At 46.7% G+C, this 17,685-nt stretch carries 13 protein-coding genes and 1 pseudogene; 8 read left to right on the top strand and 6 right to left on the bottom strand.

Features of this window, described 5'->3' with window-relative positions; genetic code table 11:
• Window positions 1-187: 187 nt before the first annotated feature.
• Window positions 188-1,873: an NACHT domain-containing protein gene (locus QUB63_RS26345; RefSeq protein WP_332948316.1), complete on the top strand. Its 1,686-nt coding sequence runs from the start codon at window positions 188-190 to the stop codon at window positions 1,871-1,873.
• Window positions 1,874-2,199: 326 nt separating this feature from the next.
• Here the strand turns inward: QUB63_RS26345 and QUB63_RS26350 are convergent, their stop codons facing one another.
• The 4 genes from QUB63_RS26350 to QUB63_RS26365 form a co-directional block, all read right to left on the bottom strand.
• Window positions 2,200-3,930 (bottom strand): NAD(P)H-quinone oxidoreductase subunit 4, encoded by a 1,731-nt coding sequence (locus QUB63_RS26350; RefSeq protein ID WP_332948317.1) that lies wholly within the window; start codon window positions 3,928-3,930, stop codon window positions 2,200-2,202.
• 396 nt (window positions 3,931-4,326) lie between these two features.
• Window positions 4,327-5,028, bottom strand: a complete 702-nt coding sequence (locus QUB63_RS26355; protein WP_332948318.1) for a DUF4079 domain-containing protein — start codon at window positions 5,026-5,028, stop codon at window positions 4,327-4,329.
• A gap of 32 nt (window positions 5,029-5,060) precedes the next feature.
• Window positions 5,061-5,270, bottom strand: coding sequence for a hypothetical protein (locus QUB63_RS26360; protein ID WP_332948319.1), 210 nt, complete (start codon window positions 5,268-5,270; stop codon window positions 5,061-5,063).
• Window positions 5,271-5,564: 294 nt separating this feature from the next.
• Window positions 5,565-6,233, bottom strand: a complete 669-nt coding sequence (locus QUB63_RS26365) for a YHS domain-containing (seleno)protein (protein ID WP_332948320.1) — start codon at window positions 6,231-6,233, stop codon at window positions 5,565-5,567.
• A gap of 321 nt (window positions 6,234-6,554) precedes the next feature.
• On the opposite strand from QUB63_RS26365, the gene QUB63_RS26370 reads away from it, so the two are divergent.
• From QUB63_RS26370 to QUB63_RS26380, 3 genes are all read left to right on the top strand, one after another.
• Window positions 6,555-7,166 carry a cupin gene (locus QUB63_RS26370; RefSeq protein WP_332948321.1) on the top strand — a complete coding sequence of 204 codons (612 nt, stop codon included), beginning with the start codon at window positions 6,555-6,557 and terminating at the stop codon, window positions 7,164-7,166.
• Between the two features lie 205 nt (window positions 7,167-7,371).
• A complete protein-coding gene (locus QUB63_RS26375; RefSeq protein ID WP_332948322.1) occupies window positions 7,372-8,826 on the top strand; it encodes a HAMP domain-containing sensor histidine kinase in 1,455 nt (484 codons plus the stop codon).
• Window positions 8,823-9,512, top strand: coding sequence for a response regulator transcription factor (locus tag QUB63_RS26380; protein ID WP_332948323.1), 690 nt, complete (start codon window positions 8,823-8,825; stop codon window positions 9,510-9,512). Before QUB63_RS26375 ends, QUB63_RS26380 begins: the two co-directional genes overlap by 4 nt.
• A gap of 337 nt (window positions 9,513-9,849) precedes the next feature.
• On the opposite strand, the gene QUB63_RS26385 is transcribed toward QUB63_RS26380, so the two are convergent.
• Window positions 9,850-10,782: an ADP-ribosylglycohydrolase family protein gene (locus QUB63_RS26385; protein WP_332948324.1), complete on the bottom strand. Its 933-nt coding sequence runs from the start codon at window positions 10,780-10,782 to the stop codon at window positions 9,850-9,852.
• 283 nt (window positions 10,783-11,065) lie between these two features.
• Here QUB63_RS26385 and minC point away from each other — a divergent pair, with 283 nt between their 5' ends.
• The 3 genes and pseudogenes from minC to minE all read left to right on the top strand — a co-directional run.
• Window positions 11,066-11,869: a septum site-determining protein MinC gene (gene minC, locus QUB63_RS26390; RefSeq protein WP_332948325.1), complete on the top strand. Its 804-nt coding sequence runs from the start codon at window positions 11,066-11,068 to the stop codon at window positions 11,867-11,869.
• A 451-nt stretch (window positions 11,870-12,320) separates the two neighbouring features.
• Entirely contained in the window at window positions 12,321-13,127 is an 807-nt protein-coding gene (gene minD, locus QUB63_RS26395; protein ID WP_332948326.1) for a septum site-determining protein MinD, read from the top strand.
• A 213-nt stretch (window positions 13,128-13,340) separates the two neighbouring features.
• Window positions 13,341-13,619, top strand: a pseudogene (gene minE / locus QUB63_RS26400) (cell division topological specificity factor MinE); the annotation flags it as partial.
• Between the two features lie 408 nt (window positions 13,620-14,027).
• Here the strand turns inward: minE and QUB63_RS26405 are convergent.
• A complete protein-coding gene (locus tag QUB63_RS26405) occupies window positions 14,028-15,197 on the bottom strand; it encodes a DUF58 domain-containing protein (protein WP_332948327.1) in 1,170 nt (389 codons plus the stop codon).
• 284 nt (window positions 15,198-15,481) lie between these two features.
• Here QUB63_RS26405 and QUB63_RS26410 point away from each other — a divergent pair, with 284 nt between their 5' ends.
• Entirely contained in the window at window positions 15,482-16,777 is a 1,296-nt protein-coding gene (locus QUB63_RS26410) for a type IV pilus twitching motility protein PilT (protein WP_332948328.1), read from the top strand.
• Window positions 16,778-17,685: the final 908 nt, after the last annotated feature.

Genomic DNA, 17,685 nt, shown 5'->3' on the forward strand with positions numbered 1-17,685 from the left:
CTAAAAGCTGAGAAAAGTAAAGCCGTCCTAGAAAAACGGGGTTTTAGACCCAATTTTTCTGATAAATATCTCAAACTGCCCGAAAAACCGACAAGCAAGCTGAAGATTGAGAGATTCAATTGTTCGCCCGCGAGAACTCAGAGAATATAATAGAAGATAGATTTTTAGTACAGGCGAGATTCCTACCTTGACTACTCCGATTCCTCAAAACTTTGTGCAGACGATCGCCAAAGAGCGCGGCGTTACAGATGCCGAGTTAGAAACTGTGTTTATGGCTCTCGACGGTCAATCTACGGCTACCATCGCAAGCAAGCTTGGCATTAGCGACATCGCCGTTCGCAAAAGACTAGGCGAAGTTTACAAAAAGTTTCAAATCGCGGGGAACGGCCCTGGAAAGCTGTCGGAATTGAGGCATCAGTTGCTGTTTTCATACCACACCGAGCAGGGATCGATCGATTTTAGTCGAGGTAAAGGATCTCTATTCAAGATGCCGCTCCTCTCCGTTGATGAGCCTCCCGTAGGGGCGGGCAACACTTACGCGCGCCGACAGGAAGATTGGGGCCAAGCACCGGATGTTGCGGTTTTTTACGGGCGGACTGAAGAATTAACTACTTTAAAGCAGTGGATCGTATCGGATAATTGTCGCCTGGTAGCGCTGCTGGGTTTGGCTGGTAGCGGCAAAACAACTCTGTCGGTGCAGTTGGCCTCACAGGTACAGAATGAGTTTGATTTTGTGATTTGGCGATCGCTGCGATCGGCACCAGCACCATCCGACTTCCTAGCCGGCTTAATTCAGCTTTTTTCTAACCAACAAAAGCCCGATGTGCCGTTAGCGGAGCCCTCGCAGAGGATCGACCTTAACGGCAAAATTTCGCGCTTAGTCGAGCACCTGCGCAAGCAGCGCTGTCTGCTAATTTTAGACGATTTTGAAGCAATTCTCAGACCCGAAGAACTATCCGGACACTACCGCGAAGGCTGCGAAGGATATCGAAATTTAATTGTGCGGCTCTGTGAGGTCAATCACAATAGCTGTTTGGTGCTAGTTAGTTCCGAAGAACCTACGGAACTGAGTTTGCTGGCGGGAGACAAAGTGCGGTCTTTAAAACCTGCTATTTCCGAGGAAATTGCCCGCGAGATTTTCCAAGAAAAAGGTTTGTCCGCTCGAAATAGAGAATGGGAAATCTTGTTAGGCCGGTACGGAGGCAATCTGTTAGCCTTGAAGATTGTGGCGACAACGATTCACGAGTTTTTTGAGGGAAATGTTGTCAAATTTTTGGAAGCGACGGCGTTGTTTATCGAAGAACACATCAGCAATTTGCTCGCGCAGCAGTTCGATCGAATGTCAAGTTCAGAACAAGAGATTTCCTACTGGCTGGCTGTGGCTCAAAGTCCGATTTCCCTGGCGACTTTGCGAGAGAAGATGTTTGTCAATTCGTCGCTTTCCGATTTGGTGAAAAATCTCGATTCTCTGGGCCGTCGCTCGCTGATAGAAAAAATCAGTGAGGGCGGGGAAACTGTTTTTATGCTTCAGCCTTTAATTGTGAAATATGTGAGCGAAAGATTGGTCGAGCAGATTCGAGCGGAGGTTTTGGAAACTGTTAAGACGCAAGGAATAGAAAGAATGCGGCTGTTGAAAACTCACAATCTTAGCACGAGTATTGCTCAAGAAAAAGGGGGTAAAGAGGCTCGAAGTCGCTCTATTTTAGAATTAGTTAAAAATCGGCTGCAAGTGTTGTTTCTGAAAACTACAGGCTTTGAAGAACCGCTAAATATCCTGACGAAAATTGCCTCTGGGCTGGAGGATAAATCGATGCTTGAGGTGGGATATGCTAGGGAAAATCTGGCCCTGATTATTGCAGAACTTCAGCGCTAAGGAAACCGCGCCCGACGGTGAGGACGTTCTCGCATTGCTTATTCCCTCTTCCTTATACCCCAATACGCGATTGTTAACGTTTTTTTGTCATTGCGCTTCGGGAAAGCAATCTCCGTATCTATTTTTCACATGGTGAAAGCCGACGGGACTGCCTTAACAATCGCGTATTCCCTTATACCCTCGGACGACTTCACGCTTGACGACTTCACGCTTGACGACTTCACGCTTGACGACTTCACGCTTGACGAATTCCTTCTACAAAAAAAGCGATCGCCCTTTAACAAAAGCGATCGCCCAATTTTCAGCAAAAACAGAATTCGATAAAATTACTTGACAATACCGAAAACCGATGCAGATTCAGACCCGGTAATTTTGCCCAAAGCAGGCGCTGTTTGAGCCTGTGCAATTTTGGGAGTCAAAAATCCCTTCGCATAAATCTGAGGATTTTCTTGAACGATTAGGGTGTAAGATTGGCGGACTTCGGCGTTCACCGCCACAGTCTTCGCGTCGTAAACCTGCATCGCCATGTTGGGATAAAAACCAATGCCAACAATCGGTATCAAGAAGCAAAATGCGATCGCCACTTCCCGAGGTTTAGCATCAATAAACGGTGCATCACCAGGCAAAACGCAACTATTACCGAAACAAACCGCTTCATCCAGATTCTTTCGCTGATTCTGCAAATTTAGATCCTCAAGGTCACAAGCCGCTAGTCTCCCGCAGTTGTAAAATAACTGCCGCAGCATCGAGAGCAAATAAATCGGCGTCAAAATCAGTCCCACCGCCGCCAGGAACACTGTCACCGCCCGGAAAGAACCGCTGTACATATCGCTAGTTGCGACGCCCACAAACACTGACAATTCGCTAGCAAAACCGCTCATTCCCGGGAGTGCCAAGGATGCCATCGCGCCTGCGGTAAACAAGGCAAACACTTTCGGCATCACTTTCCCAATCTCGCCCATCTCGTCCATGATCATGGTATGGGTGCGATCGTAGGTAACGCCAGCCAGGAAAAACAATACTGAGGCGATCAAACCGTGGGAAATCATTTGCAGCAGCGCCCCGTTGATTCCCAAATCCGTGAAGGAAGCAATACCCAACAACACGAATCCCATGTGAGAAATCGACGAATTCGCAAGGCGGCGCTTCATATTCGATTGGCCGAAGGAATTCAGCGCGCCGTAGATAATGTTAACCACGCCGAGCACCGCCAGAATCGGCGCAAAGTAAACGTGTGCTTTCGGAAGAAGTTCCAAATTCAAGCGAATCAGTCCGTAGCCGCCCATTTTCAGCAATACGCCGGCCAGAATCATCGACACGGGAGAAGATGCTTCGCCGTGGGCATCAGGCAGCCATGTGTGAAAGGGGAAAATCGCGAGTTTCACGCCGAAGGCAATCAACAATCCCGCATAAAGTAGGATTTCTAAACCTAGCGGGTAGTCTTTCAGTCCTAGTTCTACCATGTCGAAGGTGACGTTTCCTCCGCCGTAGAATGCCATTGCTAAGGCAGCGATGAGAATAAAGATAGAAGCGCCGGCGGTGTAAATCAAGAATTTGGTAGCTGCGTAGCGGCGGTTTTGTCCGCCCCAAATCGAGATTAGCAAGTACACGGGAATTAGTTCTAGTTCCCAGACAATGAACAGCAGCATGATGTCTTGGGCAACGAATACTCCTATTTGTGCCGAGTACATCACCAGCATCAGGAAGTAGAAGAGCCGCGGCTTGCGATCGACCTCCCATGCAGCAAAAATAGATAGAGTCGTCACCAATCCCGCCAACAGTACCAGCGGAACAGACAGTCCGTCAACGGAAACAGACCAGTTGAGGCCTAAAGAAGGTATCCAGGGATATTGCTCGACGATTTGGAAAGTAGAGATGCTTGGATCGTAATGAGTCCAAAACACCCAGCACATTAATACAAAATCTGCAATGCCTACGCCTAGGGCATACCAGCGCACGGTTTTGCCACCTGTATCGGGTATAAAAGGGATGGCGAGGGAAGCTACGAGGGGTAGGATGACAATTGCGGTCAGCCAAGGAAATTGATCCGCTATCATGATAGTGAGAATAAATACTTAGTTGGAAGTTACCACAATTATAATACTTAATTTAATAAAAACTTAATATTTGTAAATATTTTTTTTCTCGAAATACCGGCGCGGCTAGTCCCATCATAGATTGCGGCAAATGTCAAGGATTTTTGCAGTTAATTTTAGTCAGCAGTCATTAGCGGGACTTAAACATTTTATAGCCTTTAAAATGGCTGAAAACCTCTGCGGACAAGGAGCGCGAGGTCGCTGACCGAAAAATGCCTGAAACATGAGTGAATACTGGATTCAGGCAAATTCGAGCTAAAACAATTTCTCTGTATTGGTTTGAAGCCTTTTTAGTCTCAGATATTATTTAAGTCCCGCTACCAATTTTAGACTTGAATCTGACAGTAATACCATCGCTCAAGGCTTTGGGCAAGTCTTATTGGCGAAATCACAGCTATAAATATAAGGTTTCTGCCAGCTCAGAGGAATTTCCAACAAATCCCTGGTTCCGGTCATTCCCTGTCCCAGAAACAGCAGCACAGCGATCGAGTTCAAGATAACATGGATCGTGCGCCAGCGATTCGATCGATCTTTGTAAATATCTTGAATAATGGCAAGGGAGAAAACCATAAGCAGCGCAGCGGCGATGCCAATGTAGTAGTGAGACCAATACCATTCATCGGTTCGCCGATAAACGCCATCTTGAGCGCCAAGAATCACCAAACCAGCACCCGTCAATGTCGCAAATATGCCGCGCCACATAGCAGGTGTCGATCGATAGAGCATGACCAAAGAGGCAATAGTAGCCACAAACATCAGAATAATAAAAATTACCTGAAACGAGTTTTTGCTCCAAACATCTTTGCTCAAAATATGCTCAAAAATCGGGTAGCCTAGACCCAACAACGTCACTCCTACCACAGATCCAGACAGAATTTTACCTGCTTTGACGTGTTCTTGACCGACTGCATGGGGAATTTTGCTCTTATCCCCGGATGCAATTTGCTTGCGGCGCTGCATAGTTTGCCAAGCCATATTCAGCACAACACCCAGCATCGGAAAAACGATCGCTACAGCTAAAATAGGATGAACCAAAGCCAGAAAATCTTTAAATTCCATACAGCACCTTTTCGTTCTTAAAGTTGATAAAACTAAACTTTTGAGATTTTAACGAAATCGATCGCCCGATCGCGATCGAACAAAACCCGAGGCTTCAATAAAATCCCAAATAGCAGGAAGAGAGACTTTAACTCACCCGCTAAAATAACCGAACCGAACATGACGGTATTGGCGATCGGTATCCGGTGGCTGGAGGCACTGTCTCGACGGTGCAAGCCCAAATAATTAAGCCGTGAACTCATATTTTTTCAGGAAATTTTATGAATTGGCGATCGAATCATTTACTTTCTTCCCACTCAAATAATACTTATTTAACTCACCGCGTTAGCTCAACTTTCTTGTGGAGTGGGCGGGAAAGCCATTGTCAACCAAAGGCTTTCCGGCCTGTGCCACCAGACATCAGATTTCTTGTGGGGTGGGCGGGTTCTCCCGCCCTTCAAAAACTTATTAGCAATGGTGCCTGATGTGAGTTTGAGCCAAGTATGATGGTTCAACCAAACGGTTCATGAGTACCCGTGCATAAGTCCTATTTTAGCTTAGCGGAACAGTTCTTTGTTATTCAGAATAGCAGGCCAATTCTTGTTTGCTAAAGCAATGTGACCGGGGATATCACCCATCCACTGTGCCTGTACTTTCTTATCATAGTTGAGATAAAGCTTCCCATCAACAATTTTCCAGGCATCAGGCTGAGTGACAACAAGATTCCCTTCACTGGCAGCTTGGGCGCAATATCCACCGTATTGAGGAGCATACTTTTCAGGATTTTTGGCAAACATATCGCGGTTTGCTGCACTAGCAAACATCCAAGTTGTTCCACCCCAATTATGTTTAAATTGGCTAACTCCCATAACTAATTTGCTTTGGGTGAAATAGGCTACGACATCCTGACCATCAAGAGCCACACCTTTTTCGGTGTAGAATTGAGGATGAAGGGTTGCTGTGCTGCTTTTACCAGCGCAAGGATTGGCTTTACCAGCACAAGGATTGGCTTTACCAGCACAAGGATTGGCTTTACCAGCACAAGGATTGGCTTTACCAGCACAAGGATTTTCTTTACCCGCACAAGGATTGGATTCTGCAATCTTGAATGAAACGGTTGTAGAGTTTAAGTTTGTGGCAGCCTTGAAGTTGGCGTAGCTAACATTAGCTGTTGCCAAACCGAGAATGGTGACAATGGCGATCGTGGTAATGTATTTTACTTTCATGTGTCTAATTTCCCGATAAATTGTTAGTTGTTCCAGGCCAGATATTTGCTTGAGACTTCTTGCTCTCTGGCAATTTTTCTGGCTTTTTGTTGTCCTCAAGACTTGAGGTTGTTTACATTAACACTCAAGAAAATGAGTGCTAGATGAGGAAGAGATGGATGGGAGATAAAACTCTGAATGCTTTATATGTCAGTTTCTTCAGCAAAAATTCATCTGGGAATTAGGAACGCATCATCTAGTTGCCAGGAATGTCTTATAGAGTGGACATTAACCCTGACTATCTTTTAGTAGTGCAGTAATTTAACCGCGAGTTGAGAAATTATGACAGGAAAAGACTTGTTAGTGACGGATGATGGACAGTACCATGTTTGTGGAGCTACCAATCAAATTGAAGATTTGAGTCATCCTTACCGACTTTACCGATTTTTAACTGACTTAGAAGATGTATTAGAGCAAATTAGTGATGATTCTTTGCGACTCGAAGCAATTTGTCCCCTTGTCCGCAGGTTGTTAGAGAGTTCTTCCTGGTTAGAAATGGCTGTGCTTGAGCCTGACTCTGAGACTGGCTGGGCGGTACAAACACTTTATGATGAACCGTTTTTTCCTCTGACGGTGCAGTTGGTGGCTTGGACTCCGGGTGCGGTTTCTCCGATTCACAATCATGCTAGTTGGGGACTGGTGGCGCTACTGGGCGGACAGGAGAAAAATACTTTTTGGAGGCGATCGCCAATTCCCAAGTTTCCCGATAAAATTCAAACAGTGGGCGATATTTTGCTTGCCCCTGGTGACATTTTGTGCTTGATGCCCGATGCGATTCATCATGTGGAAGCGCTCGGAGATGAACCAACAATTAGTTTTAATCTTTATGGTGAAGCAGATTATGCTCGACGCTTTGAGTTTAACCAGATTAAAGGCACTGCGGAAAACTTTTAAGCGAGCATTCTGATGGCTCTTTTTATCTACATTTCTGCACGCACTTATACTAAAGAAACCGGGTTTTTTAGCGAATATCCGGTCTACAACGAATGATTAATGATTTTCGCAAAAAACCCGGTTTCTGACCTTTCGTGAAGTCATAATTTAGTTGACAATCATCTAATTATTAGGCTTGATTTACCTCACAACAACTGACTAAAAAATGAAGCACATTCGCCAATTTAGAGCCACTATTAACCATCTCACGGGCAAGCGAATTTCCACTTCTTCGCTTCAGTTTCGATTGACTGGGGAATTGCTGGTGCTGTCGATTTTAGGACTTAGCAGTGTGGCATTTTGGGCCGGCTGGCAAAGGTCGCAAAATCTAGTCGGCGCCCACAAACAAACGCTGGAATATATTGGAATGCGTTTTCCCGAACAGGTAGAGCTTTATAGTGAAATGGGTTCACTAGAAATTGGCTTGACCCGCAGCGTCCAAAAAGCTTCTACAGGAGGAATCATGGTCTGGGTGAAGCGAAATGATGGGATGCTTTTGGTGAATTCACCTGATATGGATATGCAATCTTCTAAGATTACGAAGATGATCTCTTTGACGGAAGTACCGGCTGAGCCGACTTTTGTTCAGGTGGGCGATCGCTATTTGGTGATTTGTAGCACGACTCTGAGGATCAAAAATGAATTGCTGGGTACGGTATATTTCTCTCAAGATATCACTGATGAGCAACGTGAATTAAATGATGCGATTCGCAGTCTAATTATTGTCAGTATTGTGGTAATCTTAGTGTTGATGGTGGCGATCGCCAGTCGCATTCGTCACGCTCTGGGCCCTTTGGAACATATGAGTCAGGTAGCTAGCACTTTGTCTGCTGATAATTTGCAGGCGGCAAAACTCCAACTGCATCAGGCTCCTGATGAGATTTTAGGACTAGCGCAAACCTTTAATGAAATGTTGTTTCGATTATCGGGTTCTTGGGAGCAACAGCGCCAATTTGTCGGTAATGTTTCCCACGAATTACGCACTCCCCTGACGGTGGTAGTTGGTTATTTACAAAGTTTGCTGCGGCGCAGCACTAATTTAAGCGACTATCAGCAGCAAGCACTGGAAACGGCGGTTGGTGAAACTGAACGCACGATTCGGATGTTAGAAGATTTGCTCGATTTGGCGCGGGCTGATAGCGGCAATTTGCACTTTCGTTTGAATCCGGTGATACTGAATACTCTGGTGGCTGAGGTTGCCGAGATGAGTGAAAAGGTTAGCAATCGGAAAATTATTTTGGTGTCAAGTGATGAGGATGTTGTCGCCTGTGCGGATCAGGATCGCTTACAACAAGTTTTAATTAATTTAGTCGATAATGCAATTAAGTATTCTGCTCCGGAACAACCTGTTGAGTTAATCTTAGAAAAGAGGGAACAGCAGGTGATGGTTCATGTGGCCGATCGCGGAATTGGTATTTCTCTCCCCCATCAAAACCGGATTTTTGAGCGGTTTTACCGGGTGGATGAGTCTATGACGCGCTCTAGAGATGGTACAGGGTTGGGATTGGCGATCGCCAAAAGCCTGATTGAAGGGATGGAAGGACGTATCGCGATCCGATCTAAACCGGGAGAGGGTAGTATTTTTACTATCACCTTACCTGTCTGGAATCCGCAGCTATGAGCGATCGCATTCTCCTTGTGGAAGATGACCCTAAACTGGCAAAGTTCATCGAATTAGAGCTCAGTCTCGAAGGATATCACGTCACTGTCGCCCCTAATGGATTGGATGGATTGATGATGGCCCGCACGGCTGAACCGGATTTATTAATTTTAGATTGGATGCTTCCGGGCATCTCTGGATTGGATATTTGTTTAAGATTGCGATCGACTGGCGTGCAAGTACCAATAATTATGTTAACAGCAAAAGATGAAGTACCCGATCGCGTAACTGGATTAAATGCTGGCGCTGATGATTATGTGACGAAGCCTTTCAGCATGGAAGAGCTCCTGGCGAGAGTCAAAGCACGCCTGCGCCGAACTCAAGCAAATGACCCGGATAGCTTAGAATTTGAAGACTTAATCTTAAATTGTTTAACCCGCGAAGTTTATCGAGGAAATCAACCGATCGATCTCACTGCTAAAGAGTTTGATTTGTTGGAATTTCTGTTGCGGAATCCCCGTCAAGTCATTACGCGCGATCGCATTTTAGAAAAAGTCTGGGGTTACGATTTCATGGGCGAGTCAAATATTATTGAAGTGTATATTCGTGCGTTACGGATCAAGTTAGAAGCAAGTAACTCAAAACGCTTGCTGCATACTGTTCGGGGAGTTGGATACGTGTTGCGAGAGCATCGCGCCGTCTCCTAATTTTAGTGAGGAATTACGCACAAAAACTATCCTCAACCGGGTGTAATACCAAATCCGGTTTACTTACCCCCTTTATGATGGAACCGCTTTCGAGGCGTTAGCGAAGCGGCGCTAGAACGCAAAGAGAAGAGTCAGAAGATAAAAGGGGTGGCAAACTCGGATTTGGTATAACAACCGGGTGTAACAAAAGATTTTTATACTAAAATTAGGCAACTGGCACATTAAAAAAGGTACGTTGTTGCGACCGAGCGCTATTGGCGCAACAACGTACCTAAAAAATATTTAAGTATTGTGACACTTGCGCTCGCGAACTGTTCAAAAAAAAATCGGTTTCTCGTCACCCCTGTGTAATTCCTACAGTCAAGAGTTGTTCGGCGAAAGATGCGATTAGATTGAAATCTGTCAATTGCGAGAGCCATTTTTCCGGTATACCAGATTCTCCGTAAAAAGCCCCAGCCAACTGTCCGTAAACCGCACCAGTGGTATCCGCGTCGTCACCCAAATTCACAGCCAACAAACAGCCTTCAGCAAAAGAAGAACTGTTGTAAAACGCCCAAAGTGCCGCCTCCAAAGACTTGACAACATAACCAGTACCTTTAATTTCAGGAGGTTGTCGCAATTTAAAAGAACCCGCCGCAATCTCATCAATTTCTGCCGCCAGCGGGTGCGCAGCCCAATATCCAGAAATCGGACAATATCTGTCCGAAAGCAAAACTTCTTTGCTAATTCCATTCACAGCCCCCGCAATTAAAGTACCGAAATAGCGGCAAGCATCCACGCAAGTAGCAGCGGCGTGAGTGGTTCTAGAACTTGCTCCAGATTTGTCTATTACTTCTAAAGGATTGTTCGCATAAAACAAAGGCACGGGAGCCAAGCGCATAATCGAACCATTGCCAGCAGTCCAAGATTCGGTAGCACCGCAGTAAGGCTTTTTTGTATCTTCAAACTGCCAAAGTGCTTGTTGAACCGTATTGCCAATATCAAAACACTCGCCCGTACTGCTCAAATGTCCGTTTTGGCACCACCGCACATAAGTTTCTAATTGATGGACTGGATCGAAACCTTTTTTTTCTATCAAACTTTCAGCTAAACAAAGTGCCATCGAAGTATCATCCGTCCACTCTCCCGGTTGCAGTAGAAACGGGCCGCCACCAACCAGATCTTTAATCGGCTCAAAGGTTCCGGGGCGACAAAACTCTAAAGTTGTTCCGAGAGCGTCGCCAACTGCTAAGCCGAGCAGACTGCCGCGATAAAGTTCTATTTGCTGCATGGGGTCATTGAAAATTAATAATTACAGTCCGGCAAAAAAGTGGTTTGACGCGCTAGTTATCGCGCTCTCGGTGCTTGTGGCGCACCCTACTTTATTCTATTTCTCCGTGTCAAGAGCGATCGGGGCGGTGAATCCAAAAAAATCTTGTTCAAAAACGAAATAGAATTGCCATACCTGCGGTTAAAAATAAAAAAACCAGACTTTTCCCCCCAAATGCTGAGGCAAAAGACGACTCAAGCTAATATTGATGTTAACCTGTCCCTACCCGAGATCAAACTGTCCCATGACACCCGATGCCTCCGCAGCCGCTGCTACCAGTGCCCCTCAATCAACACCCGAAGTCAGCTTAGAGCTGCAAGTCCGACTCAAGACTGAAGATGGACGGCTACTCCTGCTACTTCCTCCAGAAACCAACAGCGAACCCGCTACTGGTGCGGCATCGACTTGGACTGAACTTTGGCAGCAGCTAAAAGTCAGGCTGAATGCAGGAGAACGCTTTTGGCAGCCAAATGCAGAAGTACAATTGATGGGGAGCGATCGACTTTTAGATATCCGCCAACTGCAATCCATCGCCGATGCCCTCTTGGAAGTGGATCTGCAACTCAAACGAGTCCACACCAGCCGCCGCCAAACCGCTGTTGCTGCGGCAACGGCAGGCTATTGTGTAGAACAGCAGCCTCCGGTTTCTTCGCTGAGTAAAGCCTCTGCCGAAAAACCGCAATCGCTGGCGGAACCTTTATATTTGCAGATGACAGTGCGATCGGGCGTAGAAATTCGTCACCCAGGGACGATCGTACTTTTGGGAGACGTAAATCCCGGCGGCTCAGTCATCGCCGGAGGCGATATCCTAGTTTGGGGCCGTTTGCGGGGCGTAGTGCACGCCGGTGTCGGCGGCAACACCAAAAGCGTGATTATGACCTTGCAGATGGAACCGATGGTGATTAGGATTGCTAAGTATGTTGCCAGAGGCCCAGAAACCTCACCCGCTCAGTTTTTCCCGGAAGTCGCCTATGTGACGCCTCAGGGGATTCGGATCGGTAGAGCCTCTGATTTTGACAAATCGCAGTTAATCGGCGGTAATGGGTAATTGGTCATCGGTCATCGGTAATGGGTAATGGGTAATTGGTAATGGGTAATTGGTAATGGGTAATGGGTAATTGGTAATGGGTAATGCTGTTTCAACCTGCATTTGATAATTTTTGTCTTGGCTAAATCAGTCATTAAAGGACGAGGGAAAATATCAATGCAACTTTCTCTAAAATTTGTCTAACAATCAGACTTATTAGTTGTGAGCGTTGAGTTGATTCAAGGAATAAAAGATGCTGGCAAAATTACCAAAGACTAAGGGCGAATAATCGACAATCATCAGAATAATTCGCAAGTATTAATTACCAATTCGCAATTACCAATTCGCAATTACCAATTCACAATTACCAATTCGCAATTACCAATTCGCAATTACCAATTCGCAATTACCAATTCGCAATTACCAATTCGCAATTACCAATTCGCAATTCCCAATAAATCTAAAATCGCTTATGGCTCGCATTATTGTTGTTACATCAGGGAAAGGCGGAGTGGGAAAAACCACCTCCACAGCCAATCTCGGCATGGCTTTAGCTAAGCGGGGGCGCAACGTTGCCGTAATTGATGCCGATTTCGGCCTCAGAAATTTAGACTTGCTGCTGGGCTTAGAAAACCGCATTGTTTACACGGCATTAGAAGTTCTCGCCGGAGAGTGCCGGTTAGAGCAAGCTTTGGTGAAAGACAAGCGGCAGCCGCGTTTGGTGCTGTTGCCGGCTGCTCAAACTCGAATGAAAGATGCCATCAGCGCCGAGCAAATGAAGCAGCTTGTCGGGATGTTGGTACCAAAATATGACTATATTTTGATCGACTCTCCGGCTGGAATTGAACAGGGTTTTCAAAATGCGATCGCCCCGGCCTCTGAAGGTGTCATTGTCACGACTCCAGAAATCGCTGCTGTCCGCGATGCCGATCGAGTCATCGGGCTGCTGGAAGCCAACAACGTCAAGAAAATCCAGCTAATCGTCAACCGGATCAGGCCCGCAATGGTGCTGGCAAATGATATGATGTCGGTGCAAGACGTGCGGGAAATCCTCGCCATTGGGCTGTTAGGCGTTGTTCCCGACGACGAGCGCGTCATTGTTTCCACCAACCGAGGCGAACCATTAGTATTGTCGGAAATGGCCTCTTTAGCTGGAACTGCCTTCGACAATATTGCCCGCCGCTTAGAAGGCGAAAAAGTTGAATTTCTAGATCTCAATCCCCGTCGGGAAAACTTCTTCACTCGCCTCCGCAAGTTCTTAAACACTAAAATTATGTGATGTGCTGCCATATTGGCGATCGATCTTTAACAGCAGCGACTGCATCACAAAAACTAGCCGAAATTTTCCCCAGTGATATCAGTTCCCGAAAAGAATGAAACTGTAGGAGAGCTTCTAAACCCTTAAGGAATGAGTGATTCCGCAATCTCAAATCTCAAATCTCAAATCGACTGATTTTTTCTATGCCCAACCCTTGACAAAACCGCCAGAGCCATGATATATACACTTCTCGAACGACTTTTCCCGCGCACGCCTGACAACAGCCGCGACGATGTAAAACGCCGCCTCAAACTGGTTCTAGCCCACGATCGCTCAGAGCTCAGCCCTGAAATGGTTGAGTCGATGCGCCGAGAAATTCTAGAGGTGGTGTCTCGCTACGTGGAAATCGATACTACGGAGTCAGAGTTCGGCCTAGAAAGCGACCAGCGGGCTACAGCACTGATTGCAAATCTCCCGATCCGGCGAGTCAGGCTCGAGCATCCGCCGGAAAATTTGCCCTATAAATTGCCCGAGAAATTGCCAGAGAATCGACCTGAGAAGGTTGCTGAGTATGTACCGGAGTATGTAGTCGAAACTCTCCCCGACACTAAAGAGTGAGAGGGATTGATATTTTCTTGTCAGCAAACGAGTGCGATCGGCGCGATCGACATTTAAATAAAATTATCTCTCAACCATTAAAAATTTTGTGGGGTGGGCTAAGATTGTCCGCCCCAAATATGTTATTTAAATTGGGAAAAGCTTGTACTCTCGTTTCCGTTTGCATCAGAATCATCATTTTACCAGTGCGAGCTGTCGCGAGTTCGCGAGAGGACATAACTCGCGATCTCGCGACAGCTCGCACTGGCACAATTCTGCTGTCAGCGGACTTGATATGATACCGGAAAACTTATCCACTCAATCTTAATAACTAATTGCTCTTTCTAAAGCATCTTGTAACTGAAGTTCTAAAGGTCTATCCGAGCGAATTTGCAAACCCGGTAAATCGTGTTTTACTAACAGTTTTTCGCCTGTTTCCGCAGTGGCGCTCGGCCAGAGCACCCAACGACTACCTTGGGTAAGAGTGCTTAAACTTGCAGAGTTTTGAGTCAGCCAAATTATCGGCAGTTGCGATCGAGAATCGATCGCATCTTCCCCAGCATTAACCGCCGCTAAAGTTTCCAAAACAACCCGGTTTCCCGAGACGAGTCCGCTTCGGGCCGTCCAAAGTTTGACGTTTAACAGGCGCTTGCTAGCATAGAAGTAAAGAGACGCAGCTACTGTCACGGCTCGTTCAAATTCCTCTGGTTGCCACAAAGCAGCGCTGTCGAGAGCAATAATAATTTCTTGACCGCCGGCTGCAACTTCTAACTCTCTCACCCGGAGTTCTCCGTAGCGGGCGCTGGTGCGCCAGTGAATCAGGCGGGTGGGGTCTCCGTGACGGTAAGGTCTCAGGTTGCGGGTGAGGCCAACGGTTGCGGTTTGCGATCGGCTGCGATCGTACAATTGCGGACTGTCTTCTATACCGATGCGATCGATCAAAGGACAAGCGCTCAACGGCAAAACCTGCGGGTAGACAACCGCCACCGCTTTCACCGGGCGGCTGCGGCGGCACCAAAACAACCCTAAAGGCGCGGCCGTCCTCAAGTGCACCTCTTGCCAGCGATAGACGCCGCGCTGCCGGACTTCCACGTAGTATGTATCCCTGTATATACTAGACGGCTGTATCAGCTCGATCGGGCGGACGAGCTCTTTTCCCAATACAAACGGTAAGATGTCTACCACTTGCAACAAAGTTTTAGGTTGGCGGGCGCGATTTTCGATTTCAAGTTCGATCGTGATTTTATCGCCCGCACTCACCGGTTCGATCGGGTGGCGGCGGACTTCCAAGGAACGGAGCGATTTTGCAGGTAAAACCGCCGCTACTCCCAGCAGCGCCAAACTCCCACCGCTGAGCGCGTACAGCCACCCAGACATTGTATTAGTAGCAGACCCAAAAAAGAACACCGTCATCCCCGAGAGCAGCCAACCCGCGTAGGCGGGAGTAACAGCGCGATTTTCGAGCCAGTCGGCAATTTTGTGACCGATGTTCATAGGAGTTAAAACTGTTAATTGCTCGATCGCCCATCCAGCCTAATTGTAAAATATTCTCAGCATTTAGCACCGAATTAGCAAGCGAGCGATTAGATTAGAAACCGGGAATTTTTTCACTCATACCTTGACCCCGCCCAATAACGGATACAAGAGCCCGACACTCGATCGCGCACGGTCAATCCCCAAATTTTAGACCCGAGTTGAAACTCCCAGATTCACGGCGCTGCGAGTCAATCTAAAATCTAAAATCTCAAATCTAAAATCGACTGACTGGAGACAAAAAAATGAACCCATTAAACAATCCTACACCCGTTCGACCAGACGCTCAAGCCCGCCGCACACCGCCGCCGCCGCCGCCCTTGGCTGCAACTCCCGCGCCTCCTGCACCCGCGCCTCCCGCGCCCCCCCCTGCGCAGCAGCAGCAGCAGCAGCAGCAGCGGGCTGTTGAGACTCCCGCCAGCACGATCGAACAAATGGTCAGAGATGCCCATAGCGCAGGAGCTTCCGACATTCACATTCGAGTAGGCCAAGTACCTCGATTTCGGATTCGGGGCGTGATGCAAGTAGCAACTACCCACCCCAAAGTAACGCCAGAAATTTTTGAACATTACTTAGCCGAAATTCTCACCCCCGAACAGCGAAAACAGTTTGCAACTACCAAGGAATTAGATTCAGCAATTTTTTACCCCGGCTTCGTGCGGTGTCGGCTAAACTGTTTTGATTCCCTCAGCGGCGGCGCCCTAGTATTGCGGTTGATTAGTTTGGAAATACCGACTATCGATTCCTTGAGGTTGCCAGAAGTTTTCAAAAGTATCATTTTGCGATCGCAGGGATTAATATTGGTTACGGGGCCTACCGGTTCGGGGAAATCGACAACAGTAGCCGCCATGATCGACCACCTCAACCAGATGGAGCAGAAGCACGTAGTTACAATTGAAGACCCGATCGAATTCATTCACCCTTCTAAAAAATGCTTGGTCAGCCAGCGGGAAGTCGGCTTGCACACCCACGAGTTTCAGCAGGCTTTGCGGGCAGTTTTGCGGGAAGATCCCGATGTAATTCTGATCGGGGAAATGCGCGATCGCGTTACCATCAATACAGCCTTGCAAGCAGCTCAAACTGGTCACTTAGTATTGGGAACTCTCCACACTCGCAGCGCAATTAACGCTATTAACCGGTTGTTGAACCTCTACCCGCCCGAGGAACAGCAGGCGATGCGGATTCAAATTTGCGATTCTTTAGTAGCGGTAATTGCCCAACTTTTGTTGCCAACTGTTGACAACCGCCGCGTCGCAGTTCACGATATTTTGGTGAATACGCCGGCCATGCACGATTACTTGATGAAAGGTGCTGATGATGAAGCTTTCCGATTAATGGAACATGATACTTACGAAGGAATGCAGATTATCAACCAGGGTCTTTACAAACTGGTGCTTGAAGGCAGAGTGACGATCGAAGAAGCGGCCAAAACTTCTCCTGAAGCCAGCGATTTAGACCGTCGCTTGCGAACAGGAGGCTACGATGTTGGGGACGCTCGTGGCTTTGAAGGCAGCAAAAAAGAACGCATTGTTCGCGCCTAGTAGCAGCACACATACAGGGGTAGGCACAGCAGCCCTACCCCACCAATTAAGCTGTACAGCATCTAGATTGTCTGTGGTATTAGAGGGTCCGATGGGGCTCGGGGGAGAGAGTCCGAGAGTCCGAGAGTCCGATGGGGCTCGGGGGAGAGGATTTGACGATTTTTGCTAAAGTCATCGAAATATAAAATTTCAATGGAGTACAACTTAATACCATTTGAGATTTGAGATTTTAGATTTAAAAATTAGGAATGATACTAAATCCGGGTTACTCATACCCTTTACGATCGCGGCGGTTGAAACCGCTGTCGCGAGTCAAACTTTCGTGTCCTGGGCCGACTAAAAAATCAAGGCACCCCAAACCCGGATTTAGTATGACTTATTGTGTAGGCGTTTGAAACTGGTATATGTAGCAATATTTTCGGCCTACCGCAATATTTGGCGCTGTTGTGCGTATATTTACTTAAATTTCACTATATTTAGTAGCGTGCAATACATCTTACTTGACCAGTAAAATGCTGTGGAGTCACTATCAAGTACAATGTTAAGCTTTTTTACGCCGACGCTACTTTACATTAAATTTAAAATTGCGTGAAAACTCGCAGGTGATTGCAAAGAAATAATAAAGATATGTTTTCCGTATTGCCAACAGCCAGCAACTTAAGTTTATAGTTGTAGAGACAAATGTTGGACGGATAACGTTCCGACTTTACCCATCGCAAAAGCCAGCAGGTTAAAAAAGCGCTTAATAAAACTACAAGTAGGCTTAATACAAGTAATTACTAGGAGAGCAGCTCGCGTGTCTTTCCGATTAAGTAGCTTTCAGTCTAAAAAATCCTCAAACAAAGCAGACTTTTAAAGATTCTGTCCCTGGAAAATCAGTTTAACAACTCTGAATCAGCAACGGTGTT

The sequence above is a fragment of the Microcoleus sp. ARI1-B5 genome (assembly GCF_036705795.1).
Classification (GTDB): domain Bacteria; phylum Cyanobacteriota; class Cyanobacteriia; order Cyanobacteriales; family Microcoleaceae; genus Microcoleus.

What these genes read in the sequence shown, in the direction of transcription:
- QUB63_RS26365 (WP_332948320.1), bottom strand. Translation starts at nt 6,233, where the DNA reads ATGAAAGTAAAATACATTACCACGATCGCCATTGTCACCATTCTCGGT.
- QUB63_RS26370 (WP_332948321.1), top strand. Translation starts at nt 6,555, where the DNA reads ATGACAGGAAAAGACTTGTTAGTGACGGATGATGGACAGTACCATGTT.
- minC (WP_332948325.1), top strand. Translation starts at nt 11,066, where the DNA reads ATGACACCCGATGCCTCCGCAGCCGCTGCTACCAGTGCCCCTCAATCA.
- QUB63_RS26405 (WP_332948327.1), bottom strand. Translation starts at nt 15,197, where the DNA reads ATGAACATCGGTCACAAAATTGCCGACTGGCTCGAAAATCGCGCTGTT.
- QUB63_RS26410 (WP_332948328.1), top strand. Translation starts at nt 15,482, where the DNA reads ATGAACCCATTAAACAATCCTACACCCGTTCGACCAGACGCTCAAGCC.
- QUB63_RS26385 (WP_332948324.1), bottom strand. Translation starts at nt 10,782, where the DNA reads ATGCAGCAAATAGAACTTTATCGCGGCAGTCTGCTCGGCTTAGCAGTT.
- QUB63_RS26375 (WP_332948322.1), top strand. Translation starts at nt 7,372, where the DNA reads ATGAAGCACATTCGCCAATTTAGAGCCACTATTAACCATCTCACGGGC.
- QUB63_RS26360 (WP_332948319.1), bottom strand. Translation starts at nt 5,270, where the DNA reads ATGAGTTCACGGCTTAATTATTTGGGCTTGCACCGTCGAGACAGTGCC.
- QUB63_RS26380 (WP_332948323.1), top strand. Translation starts at nt 8,823, where the DNA reads ATGAGCGATCGCATTCTCCTTGTGGAAGATGACCCTAAACTGGCAAAG.
- QUB63_RS26355 (WP_332948318.1), bottom strand. Translation starts at nt 5,028, where the DNA reads ATGGAATTTAAAGATTTTCTGGCTTTGGTTCATCCTATTTTAGCTGTA.
- minD (WP_332948326.1), top strand. Translation starts at nt 12,321, where the DNA reads ATGGCTCGCATTATTGTTGTTACATCAGGGAAAGGCGGAGTGGGAAAA.
- QUB63_RS26350 (WP_332948317.1), bottom strand. Translation starts at nt 3,930, where the DNA reads ATGATAGCGGATCAATTTCCTTGGCTGACCGCAATTGTCATCCTACCC.